Source organism: Micromonospora sp. DT228 (genome assembly GCF_049841595.1).
Lineage (GTDB): Bacteria > Actinomycetota > Actinomycetes > Mycobacteriales > Micromonosporaceae > Micromonospora.
The window spans coordinates 178,887-192,348 of record NZ_JBNCKO010000008.1 but is presented as its reverse complement, the minus strand read 5'-3'; the positions used below and the strand labels follow the sequence as shown (position 1 = coordinate 192,348).

14 protein-coding genes are annotated in these 13,462 nt (G+C 72.6%); 4 read left to right on the top strand and 10 right to left on the bottom strand.

The genetic code is table 11. The annotated features are described in order from the left end of the window. Nucleotides 1-160: 160 nt before the first annotated feature. The 3 genes from dxs to ACLQ29_RS18295 all read right to left on the bottom strand — a co-directional run bounded on the left by dxs (nt 161) and on the right by ACLQ29_RS18295 (nt 5,614). Nucleotides 161-2,110, bottom strand: coding sequence for a 1-deoxy-D-xylulose-5-phosphate synthase (dxs, locus tag ACLQ29_RS18305; RefSeq protein ID WP_425772718.1), 1,950 nt, complete (start codon nt 2,108-2,110; stop codon nt 161-163). Nucleotides 2,111-2,244: 134 nt separating this feature from the next. Beyond that, a complete protein-coding gene (locus ACLQ29_RS18300; protein ID WP_425772717.1) occupies nt 2,245-3,468 on the bottom strand; it encodes a class I SAM-dependent RNA methyltransferase in 1,224 nt (407 codons plus the stop codon). Nucleotides 3,469-3,532: 64 nt separating this feature from the next. After that, entirely contained in the window at nt 3,533-5,614 is a 2,082-nt protein-coding gene (locus ACLQ29_RS18295; RefSeq protein WP_425772716.1) for an APC family permease, read from the bottom strand. Nucleotides 5,615-5,777: 163 nt separating this feature from the next. Between ACLQ29_RS18295 and ACLQ29_RS18290 the strand changes: the two genes are divergently transcribed. Together ACLQ29_RS18290 and ACLQ29_RS18285 are read left to right on the top strand one after the other, a co-directional pair. After that, on the top strand, nt 5,778-6,443 hold the full coding sequence (locus ACLQ29_RS18290; protein WP_425772715.1) for a potassium channel family protein: 666 nt from the start codon (nt 5,778-5,780) through the stop codon (nt 6,441-6,443). A 3-nt stretch (nt 6,444-6,446) separates the two neighbouring features. After that, the gene (locus ACLQ29_RS18285; protein ID WP_425772714.1) at nt 6,447-7,136 is read left to right on the top strand and encodes a potassium channel family protein; all 690 of its coding nucleotides are present in this window, start codon (nt 6,447-6,449) and stop codon (nt 7,134-7,136) included. 37 nt (nt 7,137-7,173) lie between these two features. Here the strand turns inward: ACLQ29_RS18285 and ACLQ29_RS18280 are convergent, their stop codons facing one another. The 4 genes from ACLQ29_RS18280 to dut all read right to left on the bottom strand — a co-directional run bounded on the left by ACLQ29_RS18280 (nt 7,174) and on the right by dut (nt 9,602). Next, nucleotides 7,174-7,857 carry a DUF3159 domain-containing protein gene (locus ACLQ29_RS18280; protein ID WP_425772713.1) on the bottom strand — a complete coding sequence of 228 codons (684 nt, stop codon included), beginning with the start codon at nt 7,855-7,857 and terminating at the stop codon, nt 7,174-7,176. Between the two features lie 25 nt (nt 7,858-7,882). Beyond that, on the bottom strand, nt 7,883-8,263 hold the full coding sequence (locus ACLQ29_RS18275) for an OB-fold nucleic acid binding domain-containing protein (protein ID WP_357070298.1): 381 nt from the start codon (nt 8,261-8,263) through the stop codon (nt 7,883-7,885). 114 nt (nt 8,264-8,377) lie between these two features. After that, the gene (locus tag ACLQ29_RS18270; protein WP_425772712.1) at nt 8,378-9,040 is read right to left on the bottom strand and encodes a DUF3710 domain-containing protein; all 663 of its coding nucleotides are present in this window, start codon (nt 9,038-9,040) and stop codon (nt 8,378-8,380) included. A 25-nt stretch (nt 9,041-9,065) separates the two neighbouring features. Then, nucleotides 9,066-9,602: a dUTP diphosphatase gene (gene dut / locus ACLQ29_RS18265; RefSeq protein WP_425772711.1), complete on the bottom strand. Its 537-nt coding sequence runs from the start codon at nt 9,600-9,602 to the stop codon at nt 9,066-9,068. Between the two features lie 91 nt (nt 9,603-9,693). Between dut and ACLQ29_RS18260 the strand changes: the two genes are divergently transcribed. Continuing rightward, nucleotides 9,694-10,218, top strand: coding sequence for a DUF3093 domain-containing protein (locus tag ACLQ29_RS18260; RefSeq protein ID WP_425772710.1), 525 nt, complete (start codon nt 9,694-9,696; stop codon nt 10,216-10,218). A gap of 18 nt (nt 10,219-10,236) precedes the next feature. Here ACLQ29_RS18260 and ACLQ29_RS18255 read toward each other — a convergent pair whose 3' ends face one another. Together ACLQ29_RS18255 and ACLQ29_RS18250 are read right to left on the bottom strand one after the other, a co-directional pair. Beyond that, a complete protein-coding gene (locus ACLQ29_RS18255; protein ID WP_425772709.1) occupies nt 10,237-11,094 on the bottom strand; it encodes a hypothetical protein in 858 nt (285 codons plus the stop codon). A gap of 116 nt (nt 11,095-11,210) precedes the next feature. Continuing rightward, nucleotides 11,211-11,507 carry a DUF4193 domain-containing protein gene (locus tag ACLQ29_RS18250; protein WP_007075406.1) on the bottom strand — a complete coding sequence of 99 codons (297 nt, stop codon included), beginning with the start codon at nt 11,505-11,507 and terminating at the stop codon, nt 11,211-11,213. A gap of 433 nt (nt 11,508-11,940) precedes the next feature. On the opposite strand from ACLQ29_RS18250, the gene ACLQ29_RS18245 reads away from it, so the two are divergent. Continuing rightward, nucleotides 11,941-12,456, top strand: coding sequence for a LytR C-terminal domain-containing protein (locus ACLQ29_RS18245; RefSeq protein WP_425772864.1), 516 nt, complete (start codon nt 11,941-11,943; stop codon nt 12,454-12,456). A gap of 37 nt (nt 12,457-12,493) precedes the next feature. Here the strand turns inward: ACLQ29_RS18245 and ACLQ29_RS18240 are convergent, their stop codons facing one another. Further along, entirely contained in the window at nt 12,494-13,315 is an 822-nt protein-coding gene (locus ACLQ29_RS18240; protein ID WP_425772708.1) for an inositol monophosphatase family protein, read from the bottom strand. Nucleotides 13,316-13,462 lie beyond the last annotated feature (147 nt).

Here is a 13,462-nt window from a genome sequence, read left to right as displayed (position 1 = left end):
AAAAGCGCATTGCGACAACCGAAAGTGCAAGATCGGTGCGGCACAGGCAGGCGCGGCACAGGCAGGCGGGGCACAGGCAGGCGGGGCTCGGCGCGGGGTCGTTGGAGCGTGCGACGGCGGGCGGTCCCGGAGGGGCCGCCCGCCGAAGGTGTCGCGGGGGTCAGTTTTGCGCGGAGGCGTTGCTGGTGGGGGTGAGGCGGTCCGGGGTGGCGTCCAGGCCGGAGATCCAACCGGTGACGTCGCGGGCCACGTCCTGGGCGGTCAGGCGCAGGTCGGCTAGGATCTGCGCGCGGGTGCCGTGCGGGTGCCAGTCGGCTGGTACGCCCAGGTCCTTGAGCGGCACCCGGACATCGGCGTCGCGCATCGCCTGGCCGAGCGCGTCGCCCACCCCGCCGACCCGGACGCCGTCCTCGACGCTGACCACCAGTCGGTGGCGGGCCGCCAGGTCGACAAGCTCCGCCGGCACCGGGCGCACCCAACGGGGGTCGACGACGGTGACCCCGTAGCCCTGCTCGGCGACCCGGGCGGCGACCTCCATGCCGAGCTGGCCGAAGGAGCCAACGGCGACCAGTAGTACGTCGGTACGCGCCGACTCGGCCAGCACGTCGACCGGGCCGACCCGACGCAGCGCCGGCAGGTCCGCGGCGACCGCGCCGGTCGGGAAGCGCACCACGGTCGGGCCGTCGTCGACGGCGAGCGCCTCCCGCAGTTCCTCGCGCAGCGTGGCGGCGTCGCGGGGAGCGGCGATCCGCAGGCCGGGCACCACCCCGAAGACGGACATGTCCCAGATGCCGTAGTGGCTGGGGCCGTCCGGGCCGGTGATGCCCGCCCGGTCCAGCACGAAGGTCACCGGCAGCTTGTGCATCGCCACGTCCAGCAGAACCTGGTCGAAGGCGCGGTTGAGGAAGGTGGCATAGACGGCGACCACCGGGTGCAGGCCGCCGAGGGCCAGGCCGGCCGCCGAGGTGGCGGCGTGCTGCTCGGCGATGCCCACGTCGTACACCCGCTCGGGGTACTTGCGGGCCAGCTTGGCGATGCCGGTCGGCTCGGCCATCGCGGCGGTGATGCCCACCACGTCCGGGCGTTCGTCGGCGACGGCCAGCAGCTCGTCGGCGAAGACGTGCGTCCACTTCACCGACGGGGCGGCCAGCAGCGCGCCGGTCTCCACGTCGAAGGCGCTGCCCGGGCCGTGCAGGCAGTCCGCCTCGTCCTCCTCGGCCGGGCGGTAGCCGTAGCCCTTGCGGGTGACCGCGTGCACGATGACCGGGCCGCCGAAGTTCTTGGCCGCGCGCAGCGCCGCCTCGACCGCCGTCACGTCGTGCCCGTCCACCGGGCCCACGTACTTGATGCCGAGGTCCTCGAACATGGCCTGCGGGGCCACCGCGTCCTTGATGCCCTTCTTGACCGCGTGCAGCACCTCGTACATCGGCTTGCCGACGAGCGGCGTGGAGCCGAGGGCGTCCTTGACCGTGTCGAGGACCTTCTCGTAGCCGGGGTTGAGCCGCAGCGACGAGAGGTGGTCGGCCAGCCCGCCAATGGTCGGCGAGTAGGACCGGCCGTTGTCGTTGACAACGATCACGAGGGAGTTGCCGGCGGTGGCGATGTTGTTCAGCGCCTCCCAGCACATGCCGCCGGTCAGCGCGCCGTCGCCGACGACGGCCACGACGCTGCGCGCCTCACCCCGCAGCGCGTACGCCTTGGCCAGGCCGTCGGCGTAGGAGAGCGCGGTCGAGGCGTGCGAGTTCTCGATGAGGTCGTGCTCGCTCTCGGCCTGGCTGGGATAGCCGGAGAGGCCACCACGCTGGCGGAGCTTGTCGAAGCCGGCCTGGCGGCCGGTGAGGATCTTGTGTACGTACGACTGGTGACCGGTGTCGAACAGGAGCCGGTCTCGGGGGGAGTCGAAGACGCGATGCATGGCCAGCGTCAGCTCGACCACACCGAGGTTGGGCCCGACGTGCCCGCCGGTGCGGGAGACCTTGGCGATCAGGAAGTCCCGGATCTCGGCGGCGAGGACGTCCAGTTCCTCACCGGACATCCGCTTGACGTCCTGCGGGCCGCGGACCGTCCCCAGCAACCGGCCGTGGTTGGCCGTGTCCTCTTCAACACTCATGACCGGAGAGTCTATCGGCCGCTTGGCACTCCGCAGCCCGGGCCGAGTGGCCCGAGCCGCGCGGATCGACTGAGCGCCTGGTCAGAGCCGGATCCGCGGGCCGTCGCCGGAGGGGCGGAGACGAGGATCTCCGGTCAGCGCCCGACCGGCGGCAGCAGCAGCCCGACCTGCTCGACGTGCTGCGTCATCGGGAACAGGTCGAAGCCCCGCAGCGCCGCCAGCCGCCAACCCAGCTCGGTGAAGGTGCGGACGTCCCGGGCGAAGGCCGCCGGGTCGCAGGCCACGTACGCGACCGCACGCGGGCCGGCGGCGGCGATGTCCCGCACCACCTGGGCGCCCGCGCCCGAGCGCGGCGGGTCGAGCACCACCACGTCGACCGGGCCGGTGATCCGTCGGCGGGCGAGCGCGGTCTCCACCCGGGCGGCCACCACCTCGATCCGGGGCAGGTCGGCCAGGTTGGCGCGGGCCGCTTCCACCCCGTCCCGGCTCGATTCGACAAGTGTGATCCGGGCGTCGCCGACCCGGCTGGCGAGGGCCGCGGCGAACAGCCCGGCGCCGCCGTAGAGGTCCCAGGCGGTCTCGCCGGGCCGCGGGTCCAGCAACTCCAGCACCGCCGCGGCGAGGGTGTCCGCCGCGGCCGGGTGCACCTGCCAGAACGCGGACGCGGGCAGCGCCCAGTCCCGGCCGGCGGCCACCTCGCGAACCTCGGTCGGGCCACTGACCGGGGTGCCCACCCCGGCGCGGGTCGCGGTGACTGTCACGTCCCCGCCGGTGCTGGCGACGGTCTCCACCGCCTCGGCGGCCGGCCAGCGCTCGGTGAGCACCGGCAGTTGCTGGATGGCCGGGTGGGCGATCCGGCAGCGGTCGATCGGCACCACCTCGTGCGAGCGGTGCTTGAGCAGGCCGGCCCGGTCCGCGGCGTCCACCGCGTAGCGGACCCGGGAACGCCAGCCCAGCAGCCCGCCGGGCAGCGCCTCGACCCGGACGCCGAGCCGGTCCAGCTGCGCGTCGGTCAGCCCACCCAGGCGGATCAACTGTTCGCGGACCACTGCGGTCTTCCAGGCCAGTTGCGCCTCCGGGGCGACGTGTTGCAGGTCGCAGCCGCCGCAGGCACCCGGCTTCGCGTACGGGCAGGGCGGCTCGACCCGGTCCGGTGAGGCTTCCAGCACGGTCACCGCGTCGGCCCGGACGAACCCCCGGTGCACCTCGGTGACCTCGGCGATGACCCGTTCGCCGGGCAGCGCGTGCCGGACGAAGACCACCTGCCCGTCCACCCGGGCCACGCAGTGCCCGCCGGGGGCGACCGCGTCGACGGTCAGCTCGACCCGTTCCGCCTCGGCCAGACCACGCTCAGGCACCGACGGCACCGACGGCACCGACGAGGGCGACGGCGCGGGCGGCGCGGGCTGGCGCCCGCGGGGCTCAGTCACGGCCGGTCCCGAGCGGGCCGCCGTCGATCGGGCGACTCTCGGGCGCCGGGGCGGAGGCGACCGGCAGGCCCTCCGGCGGCGGCACAGTGCCCCGCGGTCCACGCGCCGGGGTCCGGGACAGCGTCGCGTCCAGCCGGTCCAGGTTCTTGCTCGCCGTCGACGCGAGCTGCCACGGCACGCTGACCACCATCACCCCCGGTTCGAAGAGCAGCCGGCCCTTGAGGCGCAGGGCGCTCTGGTTGTGCAGCAGGTTCTCCCACCAGCGGCCCACCACATACTCCGGGATGAAGACGGTGACCACGTCCCGGGGCGACTTGCGGCGGGTGTTGGCGACGAAGTCCAGGATCGGCCTGGTGATCTCCCGGTACGGCGAGTCGATCACCGTGAGCGGAATGGCCATCTCCCGGCGCTCCCAGTCGGCCTGCAGGTCCCGGGTGTCCTTGTCGTCCACGTTGACGGTCACGGCAGTCAGCGTGTCCGGTCGGGTGGCCCGGGCGTAGGCGATGGCCCGCAGCGTCGGCTGGTGCAGTTTGCTGACCAGCACGATCGCGTGGTTGCGGGCGGGCAGCACGGCCCGGCCCTCGTCCGGCGGGGTCAGCTCGGCCGCCACCCGGTCGTAGTGTCGGCGGATGGCCAGCATCAGCAGGTAGATCACCGCCATGGCGGCGATCGCGATCCAGGCGCCGAGCAGGAACTTGGTGATCAGCACGATCACCAGCACGGTGCCGGTCAGGCCCATGCCGAACGTGTTGATGGCCCGGGAACGGTGCATCCGGCGCCGCGCCTCCGCGTCCCGCTCGGTGCGCAGCCGCCGGTTCCAGTGCCGGATCATGCCGGCCTGGGAAACCGTGAACGAGACGAAGACCCCGACGATGTAGAGCTGGATGAGCCGCGTCACCTCGGCCTGGAAGCCGACGATCAGCACGATCGCGAACAGGGCCAGGAAGGTGATGCCGTTGGAGAAGGCCAGCCGGTCACCCCGGGTGTGGAACTGGCGGGGCAGGTAGCGGTCCTGGGCGAGGATCGAGCCGAGCACCGGGAACCCGTTGAACGCGGTGTTCGCCGCCAGGAAGAGGATGAGCGCGGTCATCCCGGCCACCACGTAGAGCAGGATCGACCCGGAGCCGAAGACCGTCTCGCCGAGCTGGGTGGTGACCGTCTTCTGCACGTAGCCGTCCGGGCCGGCGACGATCTGGAGCGCCGGGTCCTCGACGAACTGCAGGTGGGTCAGGCGGGCCAGCCAGATGATCCCGACCAGCATGCTCACCGAGATCGCACCCAGCAGCAGCAGCGTGGTGGCGGCGTTGCGGCTCTTCGGGGCCTTGAACGCCGGCACACCGTTGGAGATCGCCTCGACGCCGGTGAGCGCGGCGGCGCCCGAGCTGAACGTCCGCAGCAGCAGGAAGACGAGCGCGAAACCGGTCACACTGTGCTCGGCCTGGATGACCAGGTCGGCGCTGGGCGCCCGCAGGTCGTCGCCCAGCACGAAGACCCGGAACAGCCCGGTGAGCAGCATCCCGCCCATCACGATGACGAAGCCGTAGGTGGGGATGGCGAACGCGGTGCCGGACTCCCGCAGGCCGCGCAGGTTGACAGCGGTCAGCAGGACCACCGCGATCACCGCGATCAGGACCTTGTGGGTGGCCACGAACGGCACCACCGAGCCGAGGTTGGCCACCCCGGACGAGACCGACACCGCCACCGTGAGCACGTAGTCGACAAGCAGCGCGCTGGCCACCCCGACCCCGAACTTCGGACCCAGGTTGACCGTGGCCACCTCGTAGTCGCCGCCACCGGAGGGGTAGGCGTACACGTTCTGCCGGTAGCTCGCCACCACGGTGAGCATCACCACGACCACCGCGAGGGCGATCCACGGGGAGAAGAAGTACGCGGAGGTGCCGGCGATGGAGAGGGTCAGCAGGATCTCGTCGGGCGCGTACGCGACGCTGGACAGCGCGTCGGAGGCGAACACGGGCAGCGCGATGCGCTTCGGCAACAGGGTGTGCTGAAGTCGGTCGGACCGGAACGGTCGACCGAGGAGAAGCCGCTTCAGCAGCGAGGTGGGACTGGCCACGAACGCCAAGAGTACGACCACCACCGTGGGAGCGCGGGGGTGGGCGAGCGTGGCTGTTCGGCACGACGGGGTACGGTCGGTCCCCGCTTCGCACCGGGACGTGGCAGGCTCGCACTCGTCAGGCCACCCCGGCCGGAGTGGTACGCACCTTGGGAGGGACAGCGTGCACGTCGTGATCATGGGTTGTGGCCGGGTCGGGTCGACCCTCGCCCACAGCCTGGAATCCCGGGGGCACTCGGTGGCGGTGATCGATCAGGACGCCGACGCCTTCCGCCGACTCGGCCCCGACTTCGCCGGAATCACGGTGACCGGGGCCGGCTTCGACGGCGAGGTGCTGCGCCAGGCCGGCATCGAGCGCGCGGACGCCTTCGCGGCGGTCTCGAGCGGCGACAACTCCAACATCATCTCTGCCCGGCTGGCCCGCGAGACGTTCGGCGTGTCCCGGGTCGCCGCCCGCATCTACGACCAGCGCCGGGCGCAGGTCTACGAGCGGCTGGGCATCCCCACCGTGGCGACCGTGCGCTGGACGGCCGACCGGATGCTGCGGCACCTGGTGCCGGAGGGCAACGTGGAGATCTTCCGCGACCCCACGAGCACCGTCTCGATCGTCGAGGTGCCGGTGCACAAGGACTGGATCGGTCGGTCGGTACGCGGGCTGGAGGACGCGGCCGGCGCTCGGGTGGCCTATCTGATCCGCTTCGGCATCGGCACACTGGCCACCGGCTCTACCGTCGTGCAGGAAGGCGACCAGGTGTTCATGCTGGTCAGCGATGACATCGTGGCGACTGTCACGTCGGTGGCGGCGACGCCGCCGGAAGGGGGGCAGTGAGCCATGCGGGTCGCCATCGCGGGCGCGGGCAACGTGGGTCGTTCGATCGCCCAGGAGCTGATCGACAACGGCCACCAGGTGATGCTCATCGAACGGCAGCCCAAGATGCTGCGCCCGGACCGGGTGCCGGACGCCGAGTGGGTCCTGGCCGACGCGTGCGAGCTGAGCAGCCTGGAGGAGGCGAACGTCGCCGGGTGCGACGTGGTGGTCGCGGCGACCGGCGACGACAAGACCAACCTGGTGCTGTCGCTGCTGGCCAAGACCGAGTTCGCGGTGCCTCGCGTGGTCGCCCGGGTCAACCGGGCCGAGAACGAGTGGCTGTTCACCGAGCAGTGGGGCGTGGACGTCGCGGTGAGTAAGCCGCGGGTGATGGCCGCGCTTGTCGAGGAGGCCGTCACCGTCGGCGACCTGGTCCGGCTGATGACGTTCCGGCAGGGCGAGGCGAACCTGGTCGAGATCACTCTGCCGCCGACCGCGCCCTATGTCGGTCAGCCGATCCACGCCGTGCCGCTGCCCCGCGACTCCGCGCTGGTGGCGATCCTGCGCGGCAAGCGGGTCCTGGTGCCCAGCCCGGACGACCCGATCGAGGCCGGCGACGAGCTGGTCTTCGTCTGCACGGCCGAGGTGGAGGACCAGGTCCGCGCGGTGATCCTCGGGCCGGACAGCGTCGAGCGGACCCGCGGGTCGCGCTGAGCGGACGGACGCGGCGGCCCGGTTGCCGGGCCCTCGCTCAGGCGCCGGGCAGCGGGGTCGGCTGCGGCTCCCGGGTGACCCGGCGCACCGTCCAGACCGTGATCAGCAGCAGCAGCGCGTACGGCGGGTAGCCAAGCGCCAGCCGCGCCACACCCAGCGCGGTGTCCTGGTGGGCCACGTAGAGCCCGGCCTGCACGCCCACCTTGGCCAGCCACACCACGCCCCACAGCACGGTCAGCTGGGTGAAGGTCCGCACCAGCTTCGGGTCGTCCCGCCACTCCGAGCGGCCCTTGGCGACCAGCACGGACCAGATCCAGCCCACCAGCGGCTGCCGGATGGCCGCCGAGATCAGCAGGGCGATGCCGTACCCGATGCCGTAGAGGATGCCGGGGAGGTAGAAGTCTCGCTCGTCGCCGGTGCGCCAGGCGATGGCGGCGCCGATACCGACGCCGAACAGGCCGTTGACGGCGTGCCGGATCGGCCGGCGCTGGGCCAGCCGCAACCCGGCGATCAACAGCGCGATCGCGACCGAGGCGATCACCGCCGGCCGCAGCTCGCCGATGACGTTGGCGAGCACGAAGACGACGACCGGGATGCTGGACTCGACAAGCCCCCGCCAGCCGCCGAGCTGGTCGGCCATCTGCTCGGCGATCGTCGGCAGCGGCTCCTCGTCCGGTGGGCCGGTCTCCGGCTGTGCCGCCCGGTGCTGTCCCGTCGTCATCGCCGGCCTTCCGTCCGCAGCGCCGTCACTTCGGCGAGTCCAGCTCGTAATAGGGGTTGTAGATGACCTTGCGGTCGTCGCGCACCGCCACCCGGCCCCGGGCGGTCAGGTGCCGGCCCGGCTCGATCCCGGCGATGTGCCGCCGACCCAACCAGACCAGGGTGACCACGTCGGTGCCGTCGTAGAGGTCGGCCTCCAGGGTGGGCAGGTTGGTGCGCGGCGTGTAGACCACCGTGCGCAGCCGACCAGCGACCGAGACCAGCTGACCCCGCGAGCACTGCTGGGCGGGGATCCCGCCGCACTGGGCGCTCTCCCGGCGCAGCTCCTGCGCGTCGATCTCGGCCTCGCTGGCGGTGAACCGTTGCAGAATGCGCCGCAGCGACACCCGGCCCTCGTCGGTCGTCATGACCTCCGCGTCACCCTCTCCACGCTCGCCGTCCCCGGCCGGCCCCGGCGGCGCCGGAACCGTGCCGCCAGCGTACGCCGACGGGGCTGGTTCCGGCGGGCCGGTGGGCGCGGGTCAGACCTGGCGCGGCTCGGCGGCGGCGTCCCCCGCCTCGGCGTCGGTCTGGTCGGAAATCTCCCGGGGCAGCCGCAGCGGCAGCGGCTCGCGGACCGGCTTGGCCTCCTGGCCGCGATCGACCACCAGGCCGTCCAGGCACTCGACGAGCGGCCCGGCCGCGGCCGGGTCGCTGGCCACCGGCCCCTGGAACACGCCGCGGACCATCCAGCGCGGCCCGTCGACGCCGACGAACCGCAGATTCGTCGGGCCGTCCGGGGTGGGCACCTGGGCGTGCAGCTCCGGGCCGTACTCGCCGTCGACCTCCTGCGCGCTCGCACCGTCGCGGAGCAGCGACTGGCGGATCTCCTCGCGCACCTCGTCCCAGATCCCCTCGGACCGGGGGGCGGCGAAGACGCCCAGCTGGAGCGCGTTGTCGCCATGCACCAGCACGACCTGCTGGATCACGCCCTGCGGGTCGGCCTGCACCCGCACCTCGACCTCGGCGATCGCCGGGATGTGCAGGCTGCCCAGATCGAGCCGCTGCACGTCGGCGTAGCTCTCGGAGATGTCGTACGGGCCGCGCACCAGCGACGGTGCCGCCTCACCCTGGTCCGGGACCTCGACGGCCCGCTCGTCAGCGGTGCGCCGTTCGGCATCGGCCCGCTTTCGGGAGAAGATCACTGCGCCCGCCCTCCGCTGTTCACACTCACCCTGCCACCTCTTCCGTCTGCCCGCGGCCCGGCTCGTCCGGCCGCTGCCCGACCCGGTCCTGGCCCGCCGGAGACGGCACCAGCCCGGCGTGACCACCGGTGGACCCGTGCCCGCCGGTCCCGCGCCGGGACGCGGGCAGCTCGACCACCGGCTCGAACCTCGCCCGCGCGACCTGTTGGACCACGAGCTGCGCGATCCGGTCGCCGCGGGAGATCTTCGCCGGCACATCCCGATCATGGTTGATCAGGTTGACCAGGATCTCACCCCGGTAGCCGGCGTCGACCGTACCGGGCGCGTTGAGCACCGTCACGCCGAGCCTGGCCGCCAGGCCGGACCGGGGGTGGACCAGACCCACGTACCCCTCCGGCAACGCGATGGCCACGCCGGTGGGCACCAGGGCACGACCACCGGGCGGCAGCTCCACATCCGCCGCCGCCACCAGGTCGGCCCCGGCGTCGCCGGGATGGGCGTACGTGGGCATCGGCAGCTCGGAGTCGAGCAGCTGCACGGGCACGGGTACGACGTCGGTCACGGGTCCCCTCTTTTCCACCGGTTCGCGGGGTGACCCTGCCATCCTGCCGGTTCGCCGCGCCGCCGTGCGCCGTACCCTCGCAGGAGTGAGCATGTCGCCCTCTCCGTCCGCCGATCAGTCACCGGTCGTCGCCCGCCCGGCGTACGCCGAACGGCTGGATCTGCCCTGGTGGCTGTGGTTGACCGGGCTGGTGGCCGCCGCGCTGTTGGCAGTCGAGATCTGGATGGGCGCCGCCGGCGTCCGCGCCTGGCTGCCGTTCGCCGTGCTGCTGCCGCTCACCGCCGCCGGGTTGTGGTGGCTGGGTCGGATCCGGGTCGGGGTCGCCGACTCGGAGCTGCGGGTGGACGACGCCCGCCTGCCGGTGCGTTTCGTGGCCGACGTGATCCCGCTGGACACCGCCGGTCGCCGTGAGGTGCTGGGCGTCGGCGCGGACCCGCTCGCCTTCGTCGTGCAGCGACCGTGGATCGGCGGTGCCGTGCAGGTGGTGCTCGACGACCCGGCCGACCCCACCCCGTTCTGGGTGGTCAGCACGCGGCACCCGGTCGAGCTGGCCGAGGCGGTGCTGGCCGCGCGGGACGCGCTCACGGTGTCCGAAACGACGGCGGAGCCCAGCTGATCCGACGCCACGGCCCGCTCAGGTGCCCGTCGGCGGGCCTGGCAGGGCCTGCGGTGGCGCGGGCCGGGCGATGCCCCGCCGACGCAGGTCCACCTGAAGCTGCTCGGCCATCTGCTGGGTGGCCCGCCGGTTGAGGAAGCTGGCCACCGCGGCGCCGGTCAGGAACGGCCCGAGCGTGGTGAGGTTGCGGCCGAAGCGCCGCAGCAGCATGTCCCGCAGTTCCTTGCGGGCGGCGGTGCCGAGCACCGCGCCCACTCCCACACCGGGCACCATCGGGTTGACCCCACGCTGGGTGGCCCAGGAGTGCACCAGGGCGACGGCCCGTTGGCTGCCACCGTCCGGTAGCGCGACACCGTGGACCTCGTGCAGCTCACCGACCAGCTTCAGCTCCACCGCCACCACGGCGACGGTCTCGGCGGCGAGCAGCACCGGCGCGGAGAGCAGGGTCGGGGCGACCGTCCACTCGACGGCGGCGACTCCCCCACCGGCCGCGCCGATCGCGGCGGTGGTCCGCGACGCGTTGCGCACGAGCCGGTCGGCCAGGGCGGCGTCGTCCAGGCCGGGGAAGTGCTGACGCAGGGTGTCCAGGTCTCGCACCGGAATGTGCGGGGCGACGTCCGCGACCGCGTCGACCATCCAGCGCATCGCGGCACGGGGCTTGAACAGGTCGGAAACGCCCCGGGCACGGGCCTGCCCGACCATCCGGGTCAGCAGTTGACGGCGGCGGGCCGGCTCGATGTCGTCCGCGGTCAACGCCGCGACAGTGGCGCCGAGGTCGCCGGTGCCGCCGTCGGTGGCACGGAGGTTGCCGGTGCCGCCGTCGGTGGTGCCGGGGTTGCCGGTGCCGCCGTCGGTGGTGCCGCCTCGATCGCTCATCGGACCTCCCGGTGCTGTGGCTACCCGCTACGAGTCAAGCAGGTACCCACCACGGCCGCATGCCTACACCGGCAGCGGCGGCCCCGTTCCGGAGGCCGCCGCTGGTGTCGTGGTTGTCAGACGCACTCGCGGCAGATCAGCTCGCCGTTACGCTCGACCGCCAGCTGGCTACGGTGGTGGACCAGGAAGCAGCGGGCGCACCGGAACTCGTCCTGCTGCATCGGAAGCACCTTGACCGTGAGCTCCTCGTCGGCCAGATCGGCACCGGGCAGCTCGAAGCTCTCGGCCACCTCGGCCTCGTCGACGTCCACCGCGCCCGACTGTGAGTCGACACGCCGTGCTTTGAGCTCTTCCAGGCTGTCCTCGCCGAGGTCGACCTCGTCGCGACGCGGGGCGTCGTAGTCGGTGGCCATCGGTTTCACTCTCCCATATCGATGTTGTCGCTTCCGGTTGTAACGCCGGACGACGCTGTTTCGGTTCCGCTGGCCGGCCACCACTTGTGTCGGGCACCCGACCCGAGGACCGAACGGGTCGAGCTCGCTGGGGCGACTCCCCTGCGAGCGCGGAACCTTACCCCCCCTTGGGCGAGGCATGTATACCGCCCTTGCGGCTGAGATGTACGCCCCTGCACGCGAAGTTGTTCCCAATGTGATTCAGGCGACACGAAGATAGGGGTATTAGTACCCGGTCCGCGGTCGGCGCGCCGGCATGTCGGGCTGTTTCCACGCGACGGCCGGACAACCGTTAACCTCAGCGGCGTATTCGACGGCCGGCGGCCTGAGCGATCGCTCGTGGCCGTCACCACCCACCTGGAGTCCGGGGAGTGCTCTGATGAGTTTTGCGCGCGTGCGGGCACTCGTCGTCGTCGGCCTGCTGGCGATCATCGCCCTGGTCTTCGTCGTGATGGCCGTGGTCCGCGACAGCCAGGGCAACGCGGGCACCGCGGCGGGCTGCCCGGACGGCTGGCCCCTGGCGGATCTGACCCTGCGCGAGCGCAAGGACGTCAAGATCAACGTGTTCAATGCCACGGACCGGCCCGGTCTCGCCCACACCGTCAGCGACGAATTCCGCAACCGCCAGTTCCAGGTCACCAAGACCGGGGACGAGAAGAAGCAGGTCGACGGCGTCGCGGTGCTGCGGTACGGCCCGAACGGCGTCGGTTCCGCGCACCTGCTCGAGGCGTACTTCCTCAACGAGGCCAAGCGGAACTACGACGAGAAGCGCACCGACGACACCGTGGACGTGGTGCTGGGCAACAACTTCCAGCAGCTCGCCACCACGACCGAGGTCAACCAGTCCCTCGGCGACTCGGGGCCGCCGAAGGCGCCCGCGGGCTCCTGCCCGTCCCCGGCCGCCAAGTGACGGCGTAACCCACGCCACGCACCGCCCGGTCGACCGCTCAGGGCCCGCCGGCGGCGTCCAGCTCGGCGAGCCGGTCGTGCAGCGGCGGGAAGAGCGCCGGCGGGGCCGCGACCACCAGGTCCGGCCCCGGCGGCCGACCGGCCAGGCCGGCGACCCGCACGCCCGCCTCGGCGGCCACCAGCCCACCCGCCGCCAGGTCCCAGGCCGCGAGGCCCTTCTCGAAGTACGCGTCGAGCCGGCCCTCCGCGACCAGGCAGAGGTCCAGCGCGGCGGCCCCCAGCCGGCGGATGTCCCGCACGTGCGCGATCAGCCCGGCCACCACCTGGGCCTGGTGCGCCCGACGACGGGCGTCGTAGCCGAAGCCGGTGCCGACAAGCGCCTGCCCCAGGTCCACCTCGGTGGAGCAACGCAACCGGACCCCGTCGCGCCAGGCGCCGCCCCCGGCCGTGGCCGTCCACTCCTCGCCGGTGCTCACGTTGCGCACCACGCCGGCGACGACCACCCCGTCCACCTCGGCGGCCAGCGACACCGCGCTGTACGGCAGCCCGTAGAGGTAGTTGACCGTGCCGTCGATCGGGTCGACGATCCACCGCACCCCGCCCGGCGCGACCGGCCCGGTGTCCCCGCTGCCGTACTCCTCGCCGAGCACCGCGTCGTCCGGCCGCGCCCGCTTCAGCGCGTCGAGCACCTGCCGCTCGACCGCCCGGTCGGCGGCGGTGACCACGTCGGTGACCGTACTCTTGGTCGCGGCCACGGAAACCCCCTCGACCCGCATGCGGTACGCGGTGGCCGCCGCGTCCCGCGCCACGTCGAGCGCGATCGCCAACAGATCCCGAGGTGACGGTGCCGAACCGTGCATCCCAACGTCCCCTTCCCGCACGACCGGGGTGTTCCGGGCCACGCGCGGGTATCATCCTTACAAAGTCCAGATCAGCGCCGAATCAGCGGTCCCACCGTCGTTACGCAGTGCGGCGCAGGATGATCGCCGCAGACGGCGTTACAATTC

Coding starts and splice junctions, on each gene's coding strand:
- dxs (WP_425772718.1), bottom strand. CDS start 2,110: ATGAGTGTTGAAGAGGACACGGCCAACCACGGCCGGTTGCTGGGGACG.
- ACLQ29_RS18285 (WP_425772714.1), top strand. CDS start 6,447: ATGCGGGTCGCCATCGCGGGCGCGGGCAACGTGGGTCGTTCGATCGCC.
- ACLQ29_RS18280 (WP_425772713.1), bottom strand. CDS start 7,857: ATGACGACGGGACAGCACCGGGCGGCACAGCCGGAGACCGGCCCACCG.
- ACLQ29_RS18275 (WP_357070298.1), bottom strand. CDS start 8,263: ATGACGACCGACGAGGGCCGGGTGTCGCTGCGGCGCATTCTGCAACGG.
- ACLQ29_RS18260 (WP_425772710.1), top strand. CDS start 9,694: ATGTCGCCCTCTCCGTCCGCCGATCAGTCACCGGTCGTCGCCCGCCCG.
- ACLQ29_RS18255 (WP_425772709.1), bottom strand. CDS start 11,094: ATGAGCGATCGAGGCGGCACCACCGACGGCGGCACCGGCAACCCCGGC.
- ACLQ29_RS18250 (WP_007075406.1), bottom strand. CDS start 11,507: ATGGCCACCGACTACGACGCCCCGCGTCGCGACGAGGTCGACCTCGGC.
- ACLQ29_RS18240 (WP_425772708.1), bottom strand. CDS start 13,315: ATGCACGGTTCGGCACCGTCACCTCGGGATCTGTTGGCGATCGCGCTC.